This window comes from Pseudomonas sp., from assembly GCF_002796985.1.
Classification (GTDB): domain Bacteria; phylum Pseudomonadota; class Gammaproteobacteria; order Pseudomonadales; family Pseudomonadaceae; genus Pseudomonas.
The window spans coordinates 751,965-774,196 of the sequence record NZ_PEKX01000007.1; the positions used below are offsets into that span (position 1 = coordinate 751,965).

The 22,232-nt window shown below is 65.0% G+C and carries 21 protein-coding genes; 14 read left to right on the forward strand and 7 right to left on the reverse strand.

Annotation, left to right across the window (positions count from 1 at the left end; genetic code table 11):
• The first annotated feature begins 95 nt into the window (after positions 1–95).
• From CTR55_RS09165 to CTR55_RS09180, 4 genes are all read left to right on the forward strand, one after another.
• Positions 96–566 carry an MFS transporter gene (locus tag CTR55_RS09165; RefSeq protein WP_296285588.1) on the forward strand — a complete coding sequence of 157 codons (471 nt, stop codon included), beginning with the start codon at positions 96–98 and terminating at the stop codon, positions 564–566.
• 64 nt (positions 567–630) lie between these two features.
• Positions 631–1,077: an HIT family protein gene (locus tag CTR55_RS09170; RefSeq protein ID WP_296285589.1), complete on the forward strand. Its 447-nt coding sequence runs from the start codon at positions 631–633 to the stop codon at positions 1,075–1,077.
• Between the two features lie 3 nt (positions 1,078–1,080).
• Entirely contained in the window at positions 1,081–1,854 is a 774-nt protein-coding gene (locus CTR55_RS09175) for a class II glutamine amidotransferase (protein WP_296285590.1), read from the forward strand.
• An 89-nt stretch (positions 1,855–1,943) separates the two neighbouring features.
• Positions 1,944–2,468: a DUF2937 family protein gene (locus tag CTR55_RS09180; RefSeq protein ID WP_296285591.1), complete on the forward strand. Its 525-nt coding sequence runs from the start codon at positions 1,944–1,946 to the stop codon at positions 2,466–2,468.
• 90 nt (positions 2,469–2,558) lie between these two features.
• Here the strand turns inward: CTR55_RS09180 and aceK are convergent, their stop codons facing one another.
• Positions 2,559–4,295 carry a bifunctional isocitrate dehydrogenase kinase/phosphatase gene (aceK, locus tag CTR55_RS09185; RefSeq protein WP_296285592.1) on the reverse strand — a complete coding sequence of 579 codons (1,737 nt, stop codon included), beginning with the start codon at positions 4,293–4,295 and terminating at the stop codon, positions 2,559–2,561.
• Positions 4,296–4,458: 163 nt separating this feature from the next.
• Here aceK and CTR55_RS09190 point away from each other — a divergent pair, with 163 nt between their 5' ends.
• Entirely contained in the window at positions 4,459–4,956 is a 498-nt protein-coding gene (locus tag CTR55_RS09190) for a GNAT family N-acetyltransferase (RefSeq protein ID WP_296285593.1), read from the forward strand.
• 85 nt (positions 4,957–5,041) lie between these two features.
• Positions 5,042–5,947 (forward strand): DMT family transporter, encoded by a 906-nt coding sequence (locus CTR55_RS09195; protein WP_296285594.1) that lies wholly within the window; start codon positions 5,042–5,044, stop codon positions 5,945–5,947.
• Between the two features lie 175 nt (positions 5,948–6,122).
• On the opposite strand, the gene CTR55_RS09200 is transcribed toward CTR55_RS09195, so the two are convergent.
• The 3 genes from CTR55_RS09200 to cysK all read right to left on the reverse strand — a co-directional run bounded on the left by CTR55_RS09200 (position 6,123) and on the right by cysK (position 9,750).
• A complete protein-coding gene (locus CTR55_RS09200; protein WP_296285595.1) occupies positions 6,123–7,028 on the reverse strand; it encodes a DMT family transporter in 906 nt (301 codons plus the stop codon).
• A gap of 441 nt (positions 7,029–7,469) precedes the next feature.
• Positions 7,470–8,564 (reverse strand): polyamine ABC transporter substrate-binding protein, encoded by a 1,095-nt coding sequence (locus CTR55_RS09205; RefSeq protein ID WP_296285596.1) that lies wholly within the window; start codon positions 8,562–8,564, stop codon positions 7,470–7,472.
• 211 nt (positions 8,565–8,775) lie between these two features.
• The gene (gene cysK, locus CTR55_RS09210) at positions 8,776–9,750 is read right to left on the reverse strand and encodes a cysteine synthase A (RefSeq protein ID WP_296285597.1); all 975 of its coding nucleotides are present in this window, start codon (positions 9,748–9,750) and stop codon (positions 8,776–8,778) included.
• Between the two features lie 299 nt (positions 9,751–10,049).
• On the opposite strand from cysK, the gene CTR55_RS09215 reads away from it, so the two are divergent.
• From CTR55_RS09215 to CTR55_RS09230, 4 genes are all read left to right on the forward strand, one after another.
• Positions 10,050–10,895 (forward strand): MoxR family ATPase, encoded by an 846-nt coding sequence (locus tag CTR55_RS09215; RefSeq protein ID WP_296285598.1) that lies wholly within the window; start codon positions 10,050–10,052, stop codon positions 10,893–10,895.
• A 104-nt stretch (positions 10,896–10,999) separates the two neighbouring features.
• A complete protein-coding gene (locus CTR55_RS09220) occupies positions 11,000–12,181 on the forward strand; it encodes a VWA domain-containing protein (RefSeq protein WP_184593066.1) in 1,182 nt (393 codons plus the stop codon).
• A gap of 208 nt (positions 12,182–12,389) precedes the next feature.
• Positions 12,390–13,409, forward strand: a complete 1,020-nt coding sequence (locus tag CTR55_RS09225) for an AraC family transcriptional regulator (protein ID WP_296285601.1) — start codon at positions 12,390–12,392, stop codon at positions 13,407–13,409.
• A gap of 134 nt (positions 13,410–13,543) precedes the next feature.
• Positions 13,544–13,759 (forward strand): DUF3079 domain-containing protein, encoded by a 216-nt coding sequence (locus tag CTR55_RS09230; protein WP_296285602.1) that lies wholly within the window; start codon positions 13,544–13,546, stop codon positions 13,757–13,759.
• A gap of 69 nt (positions 13,760–13,828) precedes the next feature.
• Here CTR55_RS09230 and CTR55_RS09235 read toward each other — a convergent pair whose 3' ends face one another.
• The 3 genes from CTR55_RS09235 to CTR55_RS09245 all read right to left on the reverse strand — a co-directional run bounded on the left by CTR55_RS09235 (position 13,829) and on the right by CTR55_RS09245 (position 18,243).
• Entirely contained in the window at positions 13,829–14,398 is a 570-nt protein-coding gene (locus tag CTR55_RS09235; protein ID WP_296285604.1) for a hypothetical protein, read from the reverse strand.
• Positions 14,399–14,531: 133 nt separating this feature from the next.
• The gene (locus CTR55_RS09240; protein ID WP_296285606.1) at positions 14,532–15,578 is read right to left on the reverse strand and encodes a class I SAM-dependent methyltransferase; all 1,047 of its coding nucleotides are present in this window, start codon (positions 15,576–15,578) and stop codon (positions 14,532–14,534) included.
• A gap of 205 nt (positions 15,579–15,783) precedes the next feature.
• Positions 15,784–18,243 carry a DUF3772 domain-containing protein gene (locus tag CTR55_RS09245; RefSeq protein ID WP_296285608.1) on the reverse strand — a complete coding sequence of 820 codons (2,460 nt, stop codon included), beginning with the start codon at positions 18,241–18,243 and terminating at the stop codon, positions 15,784–15,786.
• A 253-nt stretch (positions 18,244–18,496) separates the two neighbouring features.
• Between CTR55_RS09245 and CTR55_RS09250 the strand changes: the two genes are divergently transcribed.
• The 4 genes from CTR55_RS09250 (at position 18,497) to CTR55_RS09265 (ending at position 22,185) form a co-directional block, all read left to right on the forward strand.
• Positions 18,497–19,537, forward strand: a complete 1,041-nt coding sequence (locus CTR55_RS09250; protein WP_296285609.1) for a histone deacetylase family protein — start codon at positions 18,497–18,499, stop codon at positions 19,535–19,537.
• Positions 19,538–19,651: 114 nt separating this feature from the next.
• Complete coding sequence (locus tag CTR55_RS09255) at positions 19,652–20,749, forward strand: extracellular solute-binding protein (protein WP_296285610.1); 1,098 nt, start codon at positions 19,652–19,654, stop codon at positions 20,747–20,749.
• Between the two features lie 247 nt (positions 20,750–20,996).
• The gene (locus CTR55_RS09260; RefSeq protein ID WP_296286502.1) at positions 20,997–21,875 is read left to right on the forward strand and encodes a DMT family transporter; all 879 of its coding nucleotides are present in this window, start codon (positions 20,997–20,999) and stop codon (positions 21,873–21,875) included.
• Positions 21,876–22,050: 175 nt separating this feature from the next.
• Positions 22,051–22,185 (forward strand): PA1414 family protein, encoded by a 135-nt coding sequence (locus CTR55_RS09265; protein WP_275094722.1) that lies wholly within the window; start codon positions 22,051–22,053, stop codon positions 22,183–22,185.
• The last annotated feature ends 47 nt before the right edge of the window (positions 22,186–22,232 follow it).

The following is a 22,232-nucleotide window of genomic DNA, read 5'->3' on the forward strand; positions in this document are numbered from 1 at the left end:
CTTGGGGACGGCATGGATGACGCCCGGCTGCGCACCCATGGGGAAAAGCGGCTATCATACGCACCCCTCTGTCGACACCGCACGTACGCACGCGCATGAACGAACACGATTACATGCTTGCCTGGGGCGCCTACATCGCCGCCGGCCTTGGCCTGACCCTGGTCTGGTTCCTGATGACCGGCTGGATGTGGCGCTGGCTGCGCGAGCCGTTGCGGGTGATCGTCCTCGTCCTGCTGTTCACCCCGACCCCGGTGGACCCGACGAACAACCTGTACGCCCCAGCGATCGCCATCACTGCGCTCGACGTGCTGTTCAAGGTCGGCAACAACGCCTGGCGCGCCGTCTCCGACCTCGCCCTGGTGTTGCTCGCGGCGTTCGCCCTGTACCTGCTGTTCGTGGCGATCCGCTGGCCGCTGGAGCGCGCGATGAAGAAGCGCCGCCAGGACAAGGAAGCGGAAGACGAGCCGACGCTGCGCCAACTGATGCAGCCTGAGCTGGTCGAGGGCGTGGACGCCCACCCGAGCGAGCGGCACGACAACCGCGCGCGGATCGAACCGCGCCTGTAGACCGGCCTTGCGTCCTGCCCCGCACGCGTCCAGCATGAACTGAACGGCCTTTCGAGGAGTTCCCATGGACTGCGTGTTCTGCGCCATCGCGGCCGGTCGCGTGCCGGCCCGTACCCTCTACGAAGACGACCATTTCATCGTGCTGCTGGACATCTTCCCGCTGCGCCTTGCGCACTTGCTGCTGGTGGCCCGCGAGCATGCGATTTTCCTGCACCAGCTCTCCGAGGCTGCGCAGCAGGACCTGATCCCGCTGGCCGAACGCATGGAGCGAGTCCTGCGCCGCGCCGGCTTCGGGCGGGTCGGCATCAACCTGCTGGTCAACGACGGCCCGGCGGCCAACCAGCACGTTGCACATTTTCATCTGCACCTTATCCCGCGTGAGCTGAACGACCTGCCAGTCTTGCTGCTACGCATGCTCACGCGGTTCCTGCCGCTGGGGCGGAAAAGGATGCAGAATCGCCTGGAACGCGAGCTGCATCAGCTGCGCGAGGCACTGATGGAGGAGAACTGATTCATGTGCGAGTTGCTCGGCATGAGCGCCAACGTCCCGACGGACATCGTCTTCAGTTTCACCGGGCTGATGCAGCGCGGCGGCGGCACCGGGCCGCACCGCGACGGCTGGGGCATCGCCTTCTATGAAGGGCGCGGCGTGCGACTGTTCCAGGACCCGTCCGCCAGCGTCGACTCGGAAGTCGCGCGGCTGGTGCAGCGCTACCCGATCAAGAGCGAAGCGGTGATTGGCCATATCCGCCAGGCCAACGTCGGCAAGGTCAGCCTGGCCAACACCCATCCGTTCGTGCGCGAGATGGGCGGGCGCTACTGGACCTTTGCCCACAACGGCCAGCTCGCCGATTTCCAGCCCGAGCCCGGTCTGTACCGCGCGGTGGGCGACACCGACAGCGAAGCGGCCTTCTGCGATTTGCTCAACCGGGTGCGCCGGGCGTTCCCCGAGCCCGTTCCGGTGGAGGTGCTGTTGCCCACGCTGGTCACCGCCTGCGCTTCCTATCGAGAGAAGGGCGTCTTCAACTGCCTGCTCAGCGACGGCGACTGGCTGTTCACCTTCTGCACCACCAAGCTGGCCTGGATCACCCGTCGCGCGCCGTTCGGCCCGGCACGCCTGCGCGATGCCGACGTGACCGTGGATTTCCAGTCGCAAACCACACCCAACGATGTGGTCACGGTGATCGCCACAGAACCACTGACCGACAACGAGAACTGGACCCTGATGCAGGGCGGCGAATGGATGCTCTGGTGGCGGGGCGAGATCGTCACCCAGGGCCGCATCTGAGCGGGACGTGAGGCAGTCCCGGAACGCAGCGTTGGCATCGGGGAGAATCTCCCGGCGCCTTGCACACCATAAAAACGAGGGGGGAAACGATGCTGCGCAGTTACATACGCATGGTGCTGTTCGCACTGGGGCTGATGGTCGCGGTCCAGGTACCGGGGTACATCAAGGACTACGCGCAACGCGTCGACGCCCACCGCATCGAGGCGGCACAGGCGCTGCAAGGCTTCAAGGACACCTCCGGGCAGTTCTTTCAGGGTGACCTGAATGCTCTGGTGGCGCACTACCGTGGCAGCGCCGACCCGGTGTTCCAGCGCGATGCCGACAACCTCGAGCGCCTGATACGTCGTGCCCAGCTGTTCGAGAACGAATGGCAGGCCTTGCAGGGCTCCTGGTACCAGCGCGCCCTGCACATGGTGACCGCGCCCAACCACGAGCTGCTGCAGGAAACCTACGCCAATTACCGTTACCAGGTGGTACTGGAGCCCGAGGCGATCGGCTGGGCGCTGGCTGGCGGGCTGCTGCTGGCGTGGATCGCCGAAGTGCTGATGGCCTCGGTGGCGGCGCTGGTCGGCCTGGGGGACAACCGTCGCGCTTCGCGGCGGCATTGGAACTGACGGCTCTTCGTAGGGGATTCTATGTCTGCCCCAGCGCTGGTCTCGCCGATGGGCCTCCAACGTAGGATGGCGTGCTACCTGCGGGCGACATCAGCGTGCCAGCGCTTCTTCCGGCGATTCATGGCGACGGTAGGGGAATACATCGATCACCTTCCCGGCGCGAATCTGTTCCTGTAATCCCTTCCAGTAATCCGCGTCGAACAGGTTGCCGTGCAGCTTGGCGAAGCGTCGGCGCAGCTTCAGGTCGACGAACAGAAAGCGCGGGAACTCCTCCGGGAACACGTCCATCGGGCCCACCGAATACCAGGGCTCGGACGACATCTCGTCTTCTTCGTAGCGTGCCGGCGGGATGTGGCGGAAGTGCACCTCGGTGAGGTAGGAAATCTCGTCGTAGTCGTAGAACACCACGCGGCCATGGCGGGTGACGCCGAAGTTCTTCAGCAGCATGTCGCCGGGAAATATGTTCGCCGCAGCCAACTGCTTGATGGCCAGTCCGTAGTCGTTCAGCGCCTCTTCTACCTGCGCCTCGGTGGCGTGCTCCAGGTAGATGTTCAGCGGAGTCATGCGCCGTTCGGTCCAGCAATGGCGGATCAGCACCACGTCGCCTTCCAGCATCACGGTGGAGGGTGCAACGTCGAGCAGTTCGGCGAGGCAGTCCGGGGCGAACTTGCTCACCGGGAAGCGGAAGTCGGCGAACTGCTGGGTATCGGCCAGGCGACCAACACGGTCGTGGTTCTTCACCAACTGGTACTTCTGGATCACCGTGGCGTGGTCCACGGTTTTGGCCGGGTTGAAGTTGTCCTTGATGATCTTGAACACGGTGTTGAAGCCGGGCAGGGTGAACACGCTCATGACCATGCCGCGCACGCCGGGGGCCATGACGAAGCGGTCGTCGGTGGTCGCCAGGTGGTTGATCAGCGCGCGGTAGAACTCGCTCTTGCCCTGCTTGTAGAAGCCGATTGAGGTGTACAGCTCGGCGATGTGCTTGCCCGGCAGCAGGCGCTTGAGAAAGGCGACCATTTCCGCCGGCACCGGTGCGTCGACCATGAAGTAGGAGCGCGTGAAGGAGAAGATGATCGAGACTTCCGCCTCGTCGGTGATCACCGTGTCGAACTGGATGCCGCGCCCCTCGTGGTGCACCAGCGGGAACACCAGCGGCCACTGCTCGTCCGGGGTGAACAGGCGGCCCACCAGGTAGGCGCCCTTGTTGCGGTAGAACACCGAGCCGATCAGCTCGATGGTCAGGGCCGGGTCCTTGCACACCCAGTCCGGCAGGTTGGCGTGCAGCAGGCTGTCCAGGCGTTCCAGGTCGCGCTCGCGGTCGTCGTAGTCCACGGCGAATCGGTAGTCGTCGCAGATGTTTGCCAGCGCCTGGCGCAGCTTGCCGCCGGGGCGGTAGATGCGCGTGTGCGGGTCGCGGGAGTGGGCGCGCAGCGAGGGCCGGGTGGTGTGCACGAACATCGTGCCGTCGCTGATGTTGTCGTGGCTGAACAGGCCGCAGAAGATCGAGTTGAACCAGGTTTCCGCCAGCTCGTCGTCCAGCCGTGGGTCGATCAGGGTGATGTAGGCGCTCTTGGCGATCGGCCAGCGCTCCACGTCCACCAGGTCGATGCCGGCCATGGCGCGGGTCAGTCGGCCGACGGTCTCGGCGACCATTTCCTCGTACAGGTCGATGCGCTCGGCGGAGGCGCGCTGGGCTTCCTGCCAGAGCGCCTGCTCGAAGCGCGCCGGGGCCCCGGCGGTGATCTGGTGGAACTTCGCGCGGTAGTCGTCGAAGCCTTCGAGGATCAGGGTCGCGATCTCGGTCGCCGGCCAGTGCTGAGCCATGGGAGTGCCTCTGCAGGTTTCTTCTGCAGCGAGCTTAGCCACGCCGAAGGGCGAGGGAAAGGGCGATTTCGCCGGAGGATCGTGCAGATTTCCTGCGGGTTCAGTGGGTATGCTGGTCCGCCGTTCTCCGGGGAATCAGCTTTCGGCAAGGAGCCGGCACGCCATGCAAGACATCCGCATCGAACGCTACACCGAGCAGCACATCACTGGCCTGACGGCCCTTTACAACGACCCCGCCGTGGCTCGCCAGGTGCTGCAAATGCCGTATCAGGCACCCGAGCTGTGGCGCAAGCGGATGACCCTGGATTGCGAAGGGCTGGTGACGTTGGCGGCCATGCATCAGGGTGAGTTGGTCGGTACTGCCACCCTCGAGAAATTCACCCGTTTGCGCCGTAGCCATTGCGGCAGCATTGGCATGGGTGTCGCCGTGGCCTGGCAGGGGCGTGGCATTGGCAGCCGGTTGTTGGCTGAGTTGCTGGAGATTGCCGATAACTGGATGAACCTGCGCCGCGTCGAGCTGACCGTCTACACCGACAACGAGCCGGCCATCGCTCTATACCGCAAGTTCGGCTTTGTCGATGAAGGTACGTTACGCGACTACGCCTTCCGCGATGGAGTATTCGCCGATGCGCTGAGCATGGCGCGGCTGCGTTGCATCTGACGGTGGACTTTGAAAGTCAGCTGTGGATGGATGGTATTCGCCACCGGCGTAGGCTGGTGGATTACCTGCCCTGGAGCTGTTGCCGATGACCCCCGCCGCCCTGTTGAACCTGCTCGCCCTGGCCGCCATCTGGGGTGCCAGCTTCCTGTTCATGCGCCAGTTGGTGCCGGTCATCGGCGTGATGCCGACGGCGTTCTTCCGGGTGTTCCTCTCGGCCATCGGGCTGGTGGTGATCCTGCTGGCGCTTCGTACGCGCTGGGACTTTCGCGGCAAGTTCGGGCGCATCCTGATCATCGGCGTGATCAGTTCGGGCATCCCGGTGCTGATGTACAGCCTGGCGGCGCAGGTGTTACCGGCGGGCTATTCGGCGATCTTCAACGCCACTACGCCGCTGATGGGCGTGGTGATCGGCTCGCTGTTCTTTGGTGAAGCGCTCACCGGCGCCAAGGCCGGTGGCGTACTGATGGGGTTGGCTGGGGTGGCGGTGCTGACCCGCGCCGGCCCGGTGCCGTTCGACGCCGCGCTGCTGTGGGGCGCGGCGGCCTGCCTGGTGGCGACCACCTGTTACGGCTTCGCCGGTTTCATCACCAAACGCTGGATCAACGATCAGGGCGGCATGGACTTCGCTGTCTCGGCCCTGGGCAGCCAGACGGGCGCGACCCTATGCCTGTTGCCGTTCTTCCTCGGTACCAGCCTGGACATGCCGCTGGCGCCGCTGGCCGAGCCGAAGATCCTGCTGGCGCTGGCCGGGTTGGGCTTCCTCTGCACGTCCTTCGCCTATGTCCTGTATTTCCGCCTGCTGGCCAGCATCGGCCCACTGAAGACCATGACGGTGACCTTCCTGATTCCGCCGTTCGGGGTGTTCTGGGGGGTGTTGCTGCTGGACGAGTCGCTGTCCTGGGCGCACCTGCAGGGCGGCGTGCTGATCGCCCTGGCGCTGTGGCTGGTCTTGCGCCCCGCGCCGCAGCCGAAGGTGGAGGCGGCGGGGTGAATGGCTGTCGAGGGGAAGGCAGTGGGACCTCGGCGAAGAGGATGCCCTAACCCTCTCCCGGAGGGAGAGGGGACTGTCCTGTGCATCCGGTGAGCGCTGAGCTTTCCTTTTCCTCCGAACGGCCCCCTCTCCCCTCGGGAGAGAGCTGGGGTGAGGGGGCTCGGTAAGCAGTGGACTAACAGTTGTCCGCTACTTCTCTTGTCGCCGCACCACGCGCCGGGGCTGCCTGGCGAAACACCAGCATCAACCCCGCCACGATCAACCCCATGCCCAGCAGCCCGAGGGCGGACAGGCTATTGCCGAACACTGCGTAATCCATCAGCGCCGTGACCGCCGGCACCAGGTAGAACAGGCTGGTGACGTTGACCAGGTTGCCTGCCGCGATCATCCGGTAGAGCAGCACGGTGGCCAGCACCGAGACCATCAGGCCCATCCACAGGGCACTGAGGATGAACGCGGCATTCCACTCCACATGCAGCGGCTGGAAGGGCGCTACGGCGAAGCACAAGACGAGCCCGGCGATGTACTGCAGGGGCAGGGTGCCTAGCGGGTTCTCGCGGATGTTCTTCTGCAGGATCGAGCCGCCGGTGATCGACAGCAACGCCAGCAGGCAGCAGGCCAGCCCGGCGAATGTCAGGCCCGATAGCCCAATGCTCTGGTAGACCACCATCACCAGGCCGATCAGGCCCAGTGCGAGGCCGCCCAGGCGCGGCGCCGAATGCCGGCGTTCGAGCAGGAAGCTGGTGAGCATCGGCTGCACGCCGAGCACCGTGGCGATGACGCCGGGAGTGACGTGCAGGTCCAGCGCCATCAGATAGAAGATCGGGTAGATGCCCAACATCACCAGGCCGGTGAGGATGGCGTGGCGTATCTGCCTGCGTTCGCGCGGCCAGCGCAGGCCGATCAGCGGGGAGAGGATCAGCAGCGCCACCAGCGCGGTGCCGAAGCGGGCGATCAGGAACACCATCGGCGAGGCGTGGGCCAGGCCCCACTTGCTGATGATGGCGGCGCTGCTCCACAGCAGCACGAACAGGGAAGTGCTGGCCAGGGCAGCCAGGGACGAGCGGTTGAACGAAATCATGTAATGCACCTGTCGTCAGGCAGATCACGACCGGCCTTCGAAGGGCCGGACACAGGCCGGGAGCCGCGTCAGTCGAGCGCGGAAAACCAGGCGATGGAAAACGCGGGTGGCGTCAGAAGCTCACGCCGGGGGGCGGGTAGGCCGCACCGGGAGGCGGAGGCGACGCGACAGCGACGACAGGGGGCGGGGGAGGGCAGGCCGCGCCCGCACCCGCACCGCGTGCCGGGGAGGCTGCAGCGATGATTGCCGGATCGGGCAATGGGTATCGGGACATGGTAGGCGAACCTGTTCAGTGGGGCAGCGACTGCGCTGCGTGGGCTGACTATAGCGGCCCGGCTCGCTGCTGACGAGCCCTGCGCGAGCCGCGCGGCAAAGCGCGACTCCCGCGACAGAAACGACAACGCGCGGCCAGGGCCGCGCGTTGTCAGGCAAGGGTGACGCTTACTTGCCGGTCTTGATGGTGTTCCAGGTGCGGGTACGCACGCGGTCGATCTTCATCGGCATGGATTCGAGGGCGAACAGCTTGGCCATCTTGTCCTGCGGCGGGTAGATCGCCGGGTCGGCCTTGATTGCCTTGTCCACCAGCGCGTCGGCGGCCAGGTTGCCGTTGGCGTAGTGCACGTAGTTACTGACGCCGGCCATCACTTCGGGGCGCAGCAGGTAGTTCATGAAGGCATACGCGGCTTTCTCGTCCGGTGCGTCGTTCGGCATGGCGATCATGTCGAACCACAGCGGCGAGCCTTCCTTCGGGGTGGAGTACTGGATTTCCACGCCGTTCTTGGCTTCCTTGGCGCGTGTGGCGGCCTGCAGGATGTCGCCGGAGAAGCCGATGGCCACGCAGATCTCGCCGTTGGCCAGGTCGCTGACGTACTTGGAGGAGTGGAAGTAGCGGATGTACGGACGCACCTTGAGCAGGGCTTCCTCGGCCTTCTTGTAGTCATCCAGCTTCTGGCTGTGATGTGGCAGGCCCAGGTAGTTCAGGGTGATCGGCAGCAGCTCCGGGCCGTTGTCCAGCACCGCGACGCCGCACTTGGCCAGCTTCTCCATGTACTCGGGCTTGAAGAAGATGTCCCAGGAGTCGATCGGCGCATTGTCGCCGAGCACTTCCTTGATCTTCGCCGGGTTGTAGCCGATGCCGGTGGTGCCCCACAGGTAGGGGAAGCCGTGCTCGTTGCCCGGGTCGTTCACTTCCAGCGCCTTCATCAGCACCGGGTTGAGGTTCTTCCAGTTCGGCAGCTGGCTCTTGTCCAGCTTCTTCAGCGCGCCGGCCTGGATCTGCTTGGCCATGAAGTGGTTCGACGGCACCACGATGTCGTAACCGGATTTGCCGGTCATCAGCTTGCCATCGAGGGTCTCGTTGCTGTCGTAGACGTCGTAGGTCGCCTGGATGCCGGTTTCCTTGGTGAAGGTCGGTACGGTGTCCGGGGCGATGTAGTCGGACCAGTTGTAGATCTTGACGCTGTCGGCCTGGGCGGCGCCGGTGGCGACAGTGAGAGAAAGTGCGAGGGTGGAGAGCAACGGGGCGGAAATTTTCATTCTTGTGTTCCTGACAACGGTGCGGAATGCCCGGGCCATCGGCTGGAGATGGGCGACGCTGCGTCGCGGGCTGGGCAAGAATTAACCATTTTGTCGGAACATGGCGAGGGGCCACGGCTGCCTGCGGGTCCGCAGACAGCGCACGTGACCCAGGCCGCACCCGATCGGAACGGCCGGTAGGAAACCGCCCCGTTGCGGGGCGGGTAAAGTCTTACTGAACCAGTTCCTGGTCCTCGAACAGGCCATCGAACAGCATGGTGGAGAGGTAGCGCTCGCCCGAGTCCGGCAGCACCACGACGATGGTCTTGCCCTGCATGTTCGGCTCTTCGGCGAGCTTCACCGCGGCGGCCATGGCGGCGCCGCTGGAAATACCGCAGAGGATGCCTTCTTCCTGCATCAGGCGCAGGGCCATGTTCTTGGCGTCTTCGTCGGCGACGGTAGCGACGCGGTCGACCAGCGACAGATCGAGGTTCTTCGGTACGAAACCGGCGCCGATACCCTGGATCTTGTGCGGGTTGGGCTTGATCTCTTCGCCGGCCAGCGCCTGGCTGATCACCGGCGAGGTGACCGGCTCGACGGCCACCGAGAGGATCGGCTTGCCCTTGGTGTTCTTGATGAAGCGCGACACGCCGGTGAGGGTGCCGCCAGTGCCTACGCCGGCCACCAGCACGTCCACCGCGCCATCGGTGTCGTTCCAGATTTCCGGGCCGGTGGTCTTCTCATGGATCGCCGGGTTGGCCGGGTTGTCGAACTGCGCCGGCATGAAGTACCTGGCCGGGTCGCTCGCGAGGATTTCCTCGGCCTTGGCGATGGCGCCCTTCATGCCCTTGGCCGGTTCGGTCAGGACGATCTCCGCACCCAGGGCCTTGAGCACCTTGCGGCGTTCCAGGCTCATGGAGGAGGGCATGGTGAGGATCAGCTTGTAGCCACGGGCGGCGGCGACGAAGGCCAGGCCGATGCCGGTGTTGCCGGAGGTCGGCTCGACGAGGGTCATACCCGACTTCAGGCGGCCGCTGGATTCGGCGTCCCAGATCATGTTGGCGCCGATCCGGCATTTCACCGAATAACCTGGATTGCGGCCTTCGATCTTGGCCAGGATGGTGACGCCGCGCGGGGCGATGCGATTGATCTGGACCAGCGGCGTATTGCCGATGGACTGCGCGTTGTCGGCGAAAATGCGGCTCATGATGCGTTCCTTGGGTTCGGAGCTGTGCAGACCCAGCAGCCTATGCCCGGCGGGCCTGGTAGTCCAGTCGGTGGGCGTGGGCCCGGCTTTCGGACAGACCGCTGAAGAGGGCGTCGATGTAAAGTAATCTTGTCCTTCCCGGCTCGATTTCGATCAGTCATCCCCTGACCCGCCATTCAATGACTGAATGCCGCGTCTGCGTTCACACTCGCCTTGGCTGCGCGGTATAGTCGCAGCTTGTCCGCCCATTCGCCCGGCCCGGCAGAACGCCCGGCCCGCTATCGTTCGAGGATTCACCGATGAAGTTCGAAGGCACCCAGTCCTACGTCGCCACCGACGACCTCAAGCTGGCGGTCAACGCCGCCATCACCCTGCAGCGCCCGCTGCTGGTGAAAGGCGAGCCGGGCACCGGCAAGACCATGCTCGCCGAACAGCTGGCGGAGTCCTTCGGCGCCAAGCTGATCACCTGGCACATCAAGTCCACGACCAAGGCCCACCAGGGCCTCTACGAGTACGATGCGGTCAGCCGCCTGCGCGACTCGCAACTGGGCGTGGAAAAGGTCCACGACGTGCGCAACTACCTGAAGAAGGGCAAGCTCTGGGAGGCCTTCGAGGCCGAAGAGCGGGTGATCCTGCTGATCGACGAAATCGACAAGGCCGACATCGAGTTCCCCAACGACCTGTTGCAGGAACTCGACAAGATGGAGTTCTACGTCTACGAAACCGACGAGACCATCAAGGCCAAGCAGCGCCCGATCATCATCATTACCTCCAACAACGAGAAGGAGCTGCCGGACGCCTTCCTGCGCCGCTGCTTCTTCCACTACATCGCCTTCCCCGACCGCGAGACCCTGCAGAAGATCGTCGACGTCCACTACCCGAAGATCAGCGGCACGCTGGTCAGCGAGGCGCTGGACATCTTCTTCGACGTGCGCAAGGTGCCGGGCCTGAAGAAGAAGCCTTCCACCTCCGAACTGGTGGACTGGCTGAAGCTGCTGATGGCCGACAACATCGGCGAAGCCGTGCTGCGCGAGCGCGACCCCACCAAGGCTATCCCGCCGCTGGCCGGCGCCCTGGTGAAGAACGAGCAGGACGTCCAGTTGCTGGAGCGCCTCGCCTTCATGAGCCGCCGCGCATCGCGCTGAATTTGACTGGCTCTTCGTAGGAGCGAGCTTGCTCGCGAAGCTTTTTGCGGCTTCGCGAGCAAGCTCGCTCCTACAGGGCATGTGCTCCACGAGAGGACGCAGCCATGCTGCTCAACCTGTTCAACGAAATGCGCGCGGCCAAGGTGCCGGTGTCGGTGCGCGAGCTGCTCGACCTGATCGATGCGCTCAAGCACCGCGTCGTGTTCGCCGACATGGACGAGTTCTATTACCTCGCCCGCACCATCATGGTGAAGGACGAGCGCCATTTCGATAAGTTCGACCGGGCCTTCGGCGCCTACTTCAAGGGCCTGGAAAAGCTCGACGACCACCTCAAGGCGCTGATCCCCGAGGAGTGGCTGCGCAAGGAATTCGAGCGTTTGCTGACCGACGAGGAGCGCGCGCAGATCCAGTCCCTCGGCGGCCTGGACAAGCTCATCGAGGAGTTCAAGAAGCGCCTGGAAGAGCAGAAGGAACGCCACGCCGGCGGCAACAAGTGGATCGGCACCGGCGGCACCAGCCCGTTCGGCTCCGGCGGCTTCAACCCCGAGGGCATCCGCGTCGGCGACGCCGGCAAGCGCCAGGGTAAGGCCGCCAAGGTCTGGGACCAGCGCGAATACAAGAACCTCGACGATCAGGTCGAGCTGGGCACGCGCAACATCAAGATCGCCCTGCGCCGCCTGCGCAAGTTCGCCCGCGAAGGCGCGGCGGAAGAGCTGGATATCGACGGCACCATCGACCACACCGCCAAGGATGCCGGCCTGCTCAACATCCAGATGCGTCCCGAACGCCGCAACACCGTGAAGCTCCTGTTGCTGCTGGATATCGGCGGCTCCATGGACGCCCACGTCAAGGTCTGCGAGGAGCTGTTCTCGGCCTGCAAGACCGAGTTCAAGCACCTGGAGTACTTCTACTTCCACAACTTCATCTACGAGTCGGTGTGGAAGAACAACCTGCGCCGCGGCAGCGAGCGCACCTCCACCTTCGACCTGCTGCACAAGTACGGGCCGGACTACAAGGTGGTGTTCGTCGGCGACGCCGCCATGGCGCCCTACGAGATCACCCAGGCCGGCGGCAGCGTCGAGCACTGGAACGAGGAGGCCGGTTACGTCTGGATGCAGCGCTTCATGGAGAAGTACAAGAAGCTCATCTGGATCAACCCCTACCCGAAGGACACCTGGAACTACACCGCCTCCACCGGTCTGGTCCGTGAGCTGGTGAAGGAGCAGATGTTCCCGCTGACCTTGAGCGGCCTCGAAGAGGGCATGCGTTTCCTCTCCCGCGGTTGAGCACAGGACGGTGCACACGCACCGTCCTTCTGTCCGCAAAGGTAACCCTGTAGCGGAGGTGCATAACCTCCGTTTTGCGTTGAAGGCCCCATGGCATGGGGATCGATACGGCCACACCGAGTGGCCGGCACGCAACTTGCCTGCTCCTGACCTGCGCCTGTCGCGGTAACACCTGACGGCGCGCCGTAGCGTCTACGATGGGCATCGCATGAATCCTCTGACCTTCTCCCGCTCCACCTGGCTCAACTCCCTGCACATGACCTCGCTGACCGTCGCGCTGATGGAATCCGAGGGGCACAGCCGCGAGTCCATTCTCGAGGGCAGCGGCATCACCGGCGACGACCTGCTCGACCTGCGCCGGCTGGTCAGCCCGTGGCAGGAGCAGCAGGTCTTCGGCAACGTGCAGAACCTTGCGGGCGAGGCGGCCCTGGGCCTGCGCCTGGGCGTACGCACACGGATCACAGCCTACGGTCTGCTGGGTTACGCACTGATCTCCGCACCGACCCTGGGTGAGGCGCTGCGCATCGGCCTGAGCTACCCGGTGCTGCTGGGCACCTACTTCCACCTTGCGCTGGAAGTGGACGGCGACATGGCCTGGCTGGTTGCCACCGGTTATGGCGAAGAGGAGGAGCTGCGTCCGTTCAACACCGAGCTGTGCCTGGGCTCGCTGAAGGTTGCCTGCGCCGATCTTCTGGGGCAGCCACTGCCCCTGGTGCTTGCCGAGTTCGACTACGAAGGTCCGGCCGAGCGCCGCGCCGCCTACAGCACGCTGTTCGGCTGCCAGCTGAGTTTCGACGGCTCGCGCAGCGCCATTGGCTTCCCCGCGAGCTGGCTGGACATGCGCCTGCCTCTGGCCGACGCGGTGACCCACCGGGAGATGCTGGAGCAGTGTCGCCGCCAGAACATCGACCTGGCCGCGCGCCGCGCCTGGCTGGACAAGGTCCGCGCGATCCTCGGTGAGCGCCTGCAGGAGCCGCCGGGCCTGGAAGAGCTGGCGCGCCGCCTGAACTGTTCCTCGCGCAGCCTGCGCCGCCACCTGCAGCAACAGCAGACCAGCTACCAGCAACTGCTCGACGAGCTGCGCTTCGCCCGCGCCAAGGAGCTGCTGCAGGGAGGTGATATGCCGATCTACCGTATCGCCGAGGAACTGGGCTTCAGCGAGACTGCCAGCCTGCGGCACGCCTTCCAGCGCTGGAGCGGGCAACCGCCGAGCCACTTCCGTGCATGAAGAGCGGTGCATAAAAACCGCGCCTAAAGAGCCGGGCATGAAACCCGCGCGAAATTGTCGCAGATCAAGGATCAGGCCGATCCGACAGGCGTAGCCTTCAGGGATCCCACAAGGAACCCCCCGAGGGCCTGACCATGGCCAAGAAATTCCCGCTCAATCCACCGCACCCCGAGCGCATCTGCTGGGGCTGTGACCGCTACTGCCCGGCGACCAACCTGGCCTGCGGCAACGGTGCTGATCGCACCATGCACCCGGCCGAGATGCTCGGCGACGACTGGTACCAGTTCGGTGACTGGGGTATCGAGGCGCCGGAAACTATACCCGCCGTGCAGCTGGAACCTTCCCACTAGCACTCGCCCTGGCGGTACCGAAAGAACAAAAGCGCGCACTCCCTCCCCGGAGTGCGCGCTTTCACGTCATCAGCCCTTGGCCGGGGTGATGCCGTAGAGCTTCTGGAAGCGCGCGATCAGGCTGACCGGCTTCTTCTCTTCCTTCTGCATCAGGTAGACCACCCGCTCGCCGTTGGGGCCGCTGGCGATTTCGGTGTGGCGGAAGATCGGCTCGCCCAGGCCGTTCATATCGACCATGTCGCCGTAGCGCTGGGCCACGTAGATCACGCCTTCCTGGCGGATTTCGCCATAGAAACCGGCGGCTGGCGGCAGGCTCTGCTTGAGGAACTGGTAGCCAGCGATCTTCTTCACATCCTTGCCCTGGTCCTCGGCACGCACCACCAGCACGATGTCCTGGCCGAACTTGTCTTTCTCACCCACGTCCTTGGTGTAGGTGGTCTTGCCCGTCACGACGTAGTCGCGGTAGACGGCGGCGTCATCGAACACGTAGAGGGTCGATTCGGTGCGCACCAGGTACCAGTCGTCGTTGTTGGGCGTGGCTTCCTTGCTGGCGACCTGCTGTTGGCCGGCACAGCCCGCGAGGGCGGCGACGAGCAGGGTGAGCGATGCAACATTGCTGGCAGCTTTCTTATTGAACATCTGGGGGCTTCCCTGGGGTTGAAAGCCTGCGAGTTTCAAGGGGCTGCATAACGGATTGATGACGGGCAAATGACGAATTGATTCGGCGGCTCAGCGCCCGGATGGCGGGCGCTGAGGGCAGTCTTCGGATAGCTCAGGGGCGAGCTTCGAGAATCAGGTTGAACGGCGTTTGCGCAGCACGGCGAAAGCGGCTGAAACCGGCCTCCTCGAACACCTTGCGCAAGCGTGCTTCACCGGCCTGGGCACCCAGCCCCAGCCCGACTTCCTGCGACAGCGAGTTCGGCGTGCAGATGAAGGTCGAGGCGGCATAGAACAGCCGGCCGACCGGGTTCTGGTTGTCGTCCAGGTGGTCATTGGCGAAGGGTTCCACCAGCAGCACCGTGCCGTCCGGCTTCAGTGCCTGGCGTGCGTGTTGCGCGGCGCCCACCGGGTCGCCCATGTCGTGCAGGCAGTCGAAGAAGCAGATCAGGTCGTAGTCGTTGCCGGGGTAATCCTTGGCGCTGGCGCGCTGGAAGCTGGCGCGTCCTGCCACCTCGGCCTGGTCGGCGCGCTGGTTGGCCACCTCGATGGACGGCTGGTGATAGTCGAAGCCGACGAAGTTCGACGCGGGGAAGGATTGCGCCATGACGATGGTGGAGGCGCCGTGACCGCAGCCGACATCGGCGACCCGCGCGCCGTGCTGGAGCTTGCCGACCACGTCGCCCAGGGCCGGCAGCCACTCGGCCACCAGGTGCGCGCGGTAGCCGGGGCGGAAGAACTTCTCGGTGCCGGAGAACATGCAGGGGTGGTGGTCACCCCAGGCCAGGCCGCCGTCGCCGCGCATGGCGGCGACCAGCTTGTCCTTGTCGTGGTAGAGCGCGGCGACCACGGCGGCACCGCCAGCGACGTAGACCGGCGAATCTTCGATGGCCAGCGCCATGGCCTGCTCTTCGGGCAGGCGAAAGTTGCCGTCCTGGTGCTCCATGTACCCCGACGCGGCGTGGGCACTCAGCCACTCGCGCAGCAGGCGGGCATTGCAGCCGCTGCGCTCGGCCAGTTGCGCCGGGCTGAGCCACTGACCATCGGCCATGGCTTTGTAGAGGCCCAGTTCCTCGCCCAGGATGATGTTGGCGAGCATCGCCGCGCCACCCATGTCGGTGACCAGCTTGCCCATGAAGTCGTTGAGTCTGGCTTCGTCCATCGCGCGATCTCCCCTGCGAACCCGCCGGGCAGCCGCTCGGCGGGAAACCGTGGAATGCGGAGCGGCAGGGACGCAGGCGGCCCGAGCCGCGACGGGCGCCGGCCAACGGCAGGCACGGGCGCTACAGGCGCAACGCCAGCTCCCGCGCGGGACTGTTGCGCAAAGGCCGGCAAGGCGGCCACCTCGCCGGCGTAACCCCTTCATTCTACGGCGGCGGATTCGGCCCGGCGGCGTCGCCGACTTGCGGTGTTGCCGTTTCATCGGCCGGTTCGATACGTGCCACCTGGGGGCGCTGGAGGATCAGGTTTTGCGCCACGGTGAGGTTGATGCCCGCCTCGCGCAAGCCGCTGAAGAGGGTGAACAGCAGGTCGCTCTTGGTTGAGTAAACCGCGCGCGGGCTGCTGACGTTGCCCGAGGCGGCCAGGGTCAGGCCGGTGGCGCTGAGATCCTTGAACGTCACCGACGGGGCGGGCGTTTCGACGATGCTCGGGTGCTCGGTATAGGCCTTGAGCATCAGTTCACGAACTTTCTGCACGTCGGTGTCCAGCGGCAGGGTGAGGTTGATGCCGACTACGCCCAGGGCGCTGCCCATGGTCACGTTACGCACGTTTTGCGAGATGAACTGGGAGTTGGGCACGATCACCGTGGACTGGTCGGCCATCTGGATTTCCGTGGCGCGCACATTGATCCGGCGGATATCGCCTTCGACCCCACCGGTGAGACTGACCCAGTCGCCCACCTTCACCGGGCGCTCGGTAAGCAGGATCAGGCCGGAGATGAAGTTCTGCACAATGGCCTGCAGGCCGAAGCCGATGCCCACCGACAGGGCGCTGACCACCCAGGTCAGGCTGGTGAGGTTGATGCGCAGCGCCGACAGCACCAGCAGCACCAGAATGACCATGCCGATGTAGCCCACCAGGGTCACCAGTGAGGCGCGCATGCCGGCGTCCATGCTGGTTTCCGGCAGCAGTTCGTCGGCCAGCCAGCGCTTGAGCAGGCGCAGGCCGAACAGCCCGGCGGCGAGGGTGCCGAGTGCCAGCAGGATGTCCTGCGGGACGATGTTCAGGCGGCCCAGGGACTGGCCGCTTTCCAGCAGTTGCACCAGGCCCTGGAGCAGCTCGCCAGGGCTGGTACCGGAGGTGGAGAAGGCAATCAGCAGGGTGGACAGCACCAGCAGCGTGCGCCCGGCGCCGGTGAGCAAGGTGGCGAACTGCGCCTGGTGACGCGGGTCGACGCCGAGGGTCTCCGCGAGCCGCGCGCCAATGGGTTGCTTGGGCGATAACAGCACTTCGCAGAGATCGACGAAGAGTGTTGTCAGCAGGTAGCCGGAGGCACCGACCACACTGGCCCAGAGCAGCTTGCCGGCGAAAAAATAGGCCAGCGACAGGTAGCCGGTGACCAGCGCGAGGACGATCAGCAGCACGGTGATCAGCATCGCCAGCGCGATGATGCCGGCCAGCGGGGAGGTCTCGTGCCCCTCGGCTTCGCGGCGTGCGCGGCGGTAGCGATACAACGCGATACCGTACAGCAGGGCCGTGGTCAGGGCGGTGATGCCGTTGACCGCCACGGTGAGGGCAAGGCTCGCGCCGCTGGAGCTGTTGATGCGATCCACCGTGCCCAGGGCCAGCAGCAGCCAGGCCATCAGCCAGGGGAAAGGGGAGAGGGCGGTGGCCACCGGGTCGGGCAAGTCGGGCAGGCGCCAGGACGGTCGCTGCACCGCCAACAGCGCGCGGCCCAGGCCGGCGGTGAAGGTGCAGAAGATCACCAGCGAGAGCATCTGATCGCCCAGGTTGACCATGTTGCCGCTGAGCTGCTCGTGCCAGTTCAGGCCCTCATGGATCAGCGTGGCGCCGCCTCCGAGGGTGACGATGGTGGCCAGGCTGACCGCCACCGCCAGGGCGCTTCGGCGCAGGCGGCCGACCGGAATCCAGCGGATCATCGCCTTGGTCAGCAACTGTTCCAGCAGGCGCCTGCCCGGGATCCACAGCAGCGCCGCGGCGATCAGGCTGGCGACGAAGGGCCAGCGGTGCTCGGCTTGCCAGCTCGTGGCGAAGGCACTGCCGATCTGTTCGCGCATGTTCTGCAGGCGCGACAGGTCATCCGCCGTAGGGCGGATCAGGTTCGACCAGAAGCGTGGGCTCAGCGGCGGCGGATAGCGGGTGGCGATCTGCGAGTTGAACTGACTGCGGCGCAGGTTGACGATCTGCGCCGCGAGGTCCTGGGCGTCCTTGTCCAGCTGGTTGGCGCGTTCCTGCTGCTTCTGCAGGCGTTTCTGCTCGGCGACCAGGTCGTTGCGCTGGTTGCTCAGGTTCTCGGCCTCATTGGGCGTGGCCGGGCCGAGCACCTTGAGCTGGTCTTCGGTGCGCGACAGTTGCGTGCCGAGGTCAGTGGCGCTCTGTTCGGCGCGGGCCTGAACGGCCAGCGCTGACTGGCGCAGGTTCGACAACAGGCCGTCGTCACTGTCGGCGGAGACGCGCTGGCGGATCAGTTCGAGGCGGTCGCTCAACTGGTCGAGGCTGGCGTCCTCGGGCAGTTCGGGCAGTTGAATCGAATCGCCGGCCTGGAGATCGGTCGGTTCGTCCGCCAGCACGGCGCCGATGCCGGCCAGCGACAAGGTCAGCATCAGCAGCGCGCGGCTACAGGCGCGTACGAAGGTTTCCCGCATGTTCCCCCATCCTGTGGTCAAAACGCTTATCGATGTTCGACCGGCCCATGGCCCGGACAATTCCCTGGAGCATAGCGCCGCACGGACTGGCCTTTGCAGATCGAATCGGGATAATCCCTGTGTGCAGATGGTTAAAGGTCATAAATTCTGGCCATATCGATCCCCTTTTGGCCGCTTCCGCTGTTCTGTGTGGCGCGGTCGCTGGGCAGAATTCCCGTCACCGGACAACAAGAATCCTTCAGAGGGTACTCCCATGCTTACCGTGTACAGCGATGATCACCGCCTGCATTTTGGCCAGTCCGAACTGGTCGACGGCAAACTCCAGCCCTGCTTCGAGATGCCCAGCCGCGCGGACACCGTGCTGGCCCGCGTGAAGTCGCAGAACCTGGGCGAAATCATCGAGCCCAAGGACTTCGGCATGCAGCCGATCCTGCGTGCGCACAACACCCGCTACGTCGAATTCCTCAAGGGCGCCTGGGCCCGCTGGGCCGCCGAAGGCCACACCGGTGACCTGGTCTCCACCACCTTCCCGGGGCGCCGCCTGCTGCGTGACGGTCCGATCCCGACTGCGCTGATGGGCGAAGTGGGCCACTACAGCTTCGACACCGAGGCGCCGATCACCGCCGGCACCTGGCAGGCCATATACAGCTCGGCGCAGGTCGCGCTGACTGCCCAGGACCACATGCGCCAGGGTGCCAGCACCGCCTTCGCCCTGTGCCGTCCGCCGGGCCACCACGCCGGCAGCGACTTCATGGGCGGCTACTGCTTCCTGAACAACGCCGCCATCGTCAGCCAGGCGTTCCTCGACCAGGGCGCCAAGCGCGTGGCCATCCTTGACGTGGACTACCACCACGGCAACGGTACCCAGGACATCTTCTACCGCCGCAACGACGTGCTGTTCGCCTCGATCCATGGCGACCCGCTGGTGGAGTACCCGTACTTCCTCGGTCACGCCAACGAGCACGGCGAAGGCGCCGGCGAGGGCTACAACCACAACTACCCGCTGCCCCATGGCACCGGCTGGGACGGCTGGTTCGCCGCGCTGGAAGACGCTTGCCGCAAGATCGCGGACTACGCGCCGGACGCGGTGGTTGTCTCCCTGGGCGTGGATACGTATAAGGACGACCCGATTTCCGAGTTCAAGCTGGACAGCCCGGACTACCTGAAGATGGGCGAGCGCATTGCCGCCCTGGGGATTCCGACCCTGTTCATCATGGAAGGCGGTTACGCGGTGGAGGCGATCGGCGTCAACGCGGTGAACGTGCTGCAGGGCTACGAAGGCGCTGCACGCTGATAGCTACACCTTGAGTGACGTCGGGCGGATGAGAATCCGCCCGATTGCTTTTGATTGCTCGCGACCCGTTGTTGGTAATGGTCAGAGTGCGAGCGCATCCAACTGGGGAAGGACATGAACAAGAATACCGCGCTGCGCGGCCTGCTCGCCGCCGCCACCCTCGTCACGGCCAGCGCCGCCTGCGCTGCGCCGGAAGTGCGCATCTACAACTGGTTCGACTACATCGGCCCGGACACCCTCAAGGGCTTCCAGAGCGAAACCGGCATCAAGCCGCAATACGACGTCTACGACAGCAACGAAGTGCTGGAAGCCAAGCTGCTTTCCGGGCATTCGGGCTATGACGTGGTCGTGCCCAGCGACAGCTTCCTCCCCAACTACCTCAAGGCCGGCGTGTTCCAGCCGCTGGACAAGAGCAAGCTGCCGAACTGGAAGAATCTCAACCCGGCACTGCTCAAGGTGCTGGAGAGCAAGGACCCCGGCAACCAGTACGTGATGCCCTACATGTGGGGCACCAATGGCATCGCCTACAACGTCGACAAGGTCAAGGCCGTGCTCGGCGACAACGCGCCGCTGGACTCCTGGGACCTGGTGTTCAAGCCGGAAAACCTCGCCAAGCTGAAATCCTGTGGCGTGGCCTTCCTCGATTCGCCCACCGAGGTGATCCCGCAGGTGCTGCACTACCTCGGCCTGTCGCCCAATAGCCACAACCCGGACGACTACAAGAAGGCTGAGGCGTTGCTGGCGAAACTGCGCCCGCACATCACCTACTTCAGCTCGTCGAAATTCGTTACCGATCTGGCCAACGGCGACGTCTGCGTGGCCCTGGCCTGGTCCGGCGGCGCGATGCAGGCGGCCAACCGCGCCAAGGAAGCCAACAACGGCATCCACATCGAGTACCGCATTCCCAAGGAAGGCGCGGCGGCCTGGTTCGACGTGCTGGCGATCCCGAGGGACTCGAAGAACGTCGAGCAGGCCCATGCCTTCCTCAACTACCTGCTGCGCCCGGAAGTGGTCGCGCCGATCTCCGACTACGTCGCCTATGCCAACCCCAACCAGGCGGCGGACGGGCTGATCTCCAGGGAGCTGCACGACAACCCCAACGTCTACCCGCCGGCGGACGTGCAGGCCAAGCTGTTCTCGGTGGAGATGCTGCCGCCGAAGCTGGAGCGCATCCGTACCCGCACCTGGACCCAGGTGAAATCCGGGAAATAATGTCGCTGGCGGCTGGCTGAGCAGCGGATTTCCGTTGGCGGCCGGCGGGCGCGAACTGGCATGATCGGCGGACTTTCTTCGAGGAAGTCCGCCGATTGTCTTTCGGGCTTCCCGCTTTATGCCTTTTGCTGCCGAGCCTTGCCATGACCTGCCGGAACGTTGCCCATGCCTTCGCAAGGAGGCGCCCGTGAATACTCAAGCCAATATCGTCGAACGCAAGGGCGCCGACGCCTTCGCCATCCAGGTCATGACCGGGCTGTGCGTCATCTGGGGCATCCAGGCGGTGATGGTGAAACTCGCCGCGCCCGATATCGCACCGATCATGCAGGCCTTCGGGCGCAACCTGGTGGCCGCCGTGGTGGTTGGTCTGCTGATGTGCTGGCGCGGCGGCTGGGAAGGCTTCCTGCGCCAGGGCACGCTGAAGGGTGGGCTGCTGGCCGGCGTGCTGTTCGCCGCCGAGTTCTTCTTCATCGCCCAGGGGCTGGTCTATACGTCGGCCTCGCACATGGCGGTGTTCATCTACACGGCGCCGATCTTCTCCGCGCTGGCGCTGCATTTCCTGCTGCCCAGCGAGCGCCTGCGACGGCTGCAATGGGTGGGGATCGGCGTGTGCTTCGCGGGGATCGCCCTGTGCTTCGGCGGTGGCTTCGACGTCGCGAACATGGACGGCCGCATGCTGTTGGGCGATGCCTTCGGTGTGCTGGCCGGGTTCTCCTGGGGCATGACCACGGTGGCGGTGCGCACCACGCGGCTGTCCGAGGCGAAGCCGATCCTGACGCTGTTCTACCAGCTGTTGATCGCAGCCCTGCTGCTGCCCTTCGCCGCGCTGGCGCTGGGGAAGACGCACGATGTGAGCTTCACCGCCATCGGCGTGGGCAGCGTGCTGTTCCAGGGGCTGGTGGTGTCGTTCTTCAGCTACTTCACCTGGTTCTGGTTGCTGCGCCGCTACCTGGCTTCGAATCTCGCGGTGTTCTCCTTCATGACGCCGATGTTCGGCATCGCTTTTGGCGTGCTGATTCTCGGTGAGCCACTGACCCTGAATTTTGTCGCCGGTGCCGTGCTGGTGCTGGCGGGTATCACCCTGGTGAGCAGCGAGCAGTGGATTCGCCGGATGCTGCGCCGCTGATATAGGAAATGTCGCACTCTTGATTCAGGTCAGGCGCTGCGGACGGGTAAGGCGATAGTCTTTGTTGCAAGGAGTGAGTGGCACGGGCGGAGAGTGGGACGCCGGGCTATTCTTCCTAGGGCGGCCCATGGTGGTAACGGGCTGCCCGACCTGAATTCGCACGAGGAGGCGTTCCATGAAAGTCTGGCTGCAAAGCATTGCGTGGAAACTCGGTGTCGCGCTCGGCTTGATCGAGCCTCCACGACTGCAACCCATCCCCATCCGCAGCGACGAGCAGCGTCGCCTGATGGAACAGCGCCGGCGCTACTGATCGCGCCCCGCCAAGCGCAAAAGAAAAACCCGCCAATCGGCGGGTTT

Bases quoted from the DNA above. Each gene is read 5' to 3' on its own strand.
- cysK (WP_296285597.1), bottom strand. From the start codon at position 9,750: ATGAGCCGCATTTTCGCCGACAACGCGCAGTCCATCGGCAATACGCCG.
- CTR55_RS09170 (WP_296285589.1), top strand. From the start codon at position 631: ATGGACTGCGTGTTCTGCGCCATCGCGGCCGGTCGCGTGCCGGCCCGT.
- CTR55_RS09230 (WP_296285602.1), top strand. From the start codon at position 13,544: ATGGCCAAGAAATTCCCGCTCAATCCACCGCACCCCGAGCGCATCTGC.
- CTR55_RS09245 (WP_296285608.1), bottom strand. From the start codon at position 18,243: ATGCGGGAAACCTTCGTACGCGCCTGTAGCCGCGCGCTGCTGATGCTG.
- CTR55_RS09165 (WP_296285588.1), top strand. From the start codon at position 96: ATGAACGAACACGATTACATGCTTGCCTGGGGCGCCTACATCGCCGCC.
- CTR55_RS09240 (WP_296285606.1), bottom strand. From the start codon at position 15,578: ATGGACGAAGCCAGACTCAACGACTTCATGGGCAAGCTGGTCACCGAC.
- aceK (WP_296285592.1), bottom strand. From the start codon at position 4,295: ATGGCTCAGCACTGGCCGGCGACCGAGATCGCGACCCTGATCCTCGAA.
- CTR55_RS09250 (WP_296285609.1), top strand. From the start codon at position 18,497: ATGCTTACCGTGTACAGCGATGATCACCGCCTGCATTTTGGCCAGTCC.
- CTR55_RS09215 (WP_296285598.1), top strand. From the start codon at position 10,050: ATGAAGTTCGAAGGCACCCAGTCCTACGTCGCCACCGACGACCTCAAG.
- CTR55_RS09220 (WP_184593066.1), top strand. From the start codon at position 11,000: ATGCTGCTCAACCTGTTCAACGAAATGCGCGCGGCCAAGGTGCCGGTG.
- CTR55_RS09200 (WP_296285595.1), bottom strand. From the start codon at position 7,028: ATGATTTCGTTCAACCGCTCGTCCCTGGCTGCCCTGGCCAGCACTTCC.
- CTR55_RS09190 (WP_296285593.1), top strand. From the start codon at position 4,459: ATGCAAGACATCCGCATCGAACGCTACACCGAGCAGCACATCACTGGC.
- CTR55_RS09225 (WP_296285601.1), top strand. From the start codon at position 12,390: ATGAATCCTCTGACCTTCTCCCGCTCCACCTGGCTCAACTCCCTGCAC.
- CTR55_RS09255 (WP_296285610.1), top strand. From the start codon at position 19,652: ATGAACAAGAATACCGCGCTGCGCGGCCTGCTCGCCGCCGCCACCCTC.
- CTR55_RS09235 (WP_296285604.1), bottom strand. From the start codon at position 14,398: ATGTTCAATAAGAAAGCTGCCAGCAATGTTGCATCGCTCACCCTGCTC.
- CTR55_RS09205 (WP_296285596.1), bottom strand. From the start codon at position 8,564: ATGAAAATTTCCGCCCCGTTGCTCTCCACCCTCGCACTTTCTCTCACT.
- CTR55_RS09195 (WP_296285594.1), top strand. From the start codon at position 5,042: ATGACCCCCGCCGCCCTGTTGAACCTGCTCGCCCTGGCCGCCATCTGG.
- CTR55_RS09175 (WP_296285590.1), top strand. From the start codon at position 1,081: ATGTGCGAGTTGCTCGGCATGAGCGCCAACGTCCCGACGGACATCGTC.
- CTR55_RS09180 (WP_296285591.1), top strand. From the start codon at position 1,944: ATGCTGCGCAGTTACATACGCATGGTGCTGTTCGCACTGGGGCTGATG.
- CTR55_RS09265 (WP_275094722.1), top strand. From the start codon at position 22,051: ATGAAAGTCTGGCTGCAAAGCATTGCGTGGAAACTCGGTGTCGCGCTC.
- CTR55_RS09260 (WP_296286502.1), top strand. From the start codon at position 20,997: ATGACCGGGCTGTGCGTCATCTGGGGCATCCAGGCGGTGATGGTGAAA.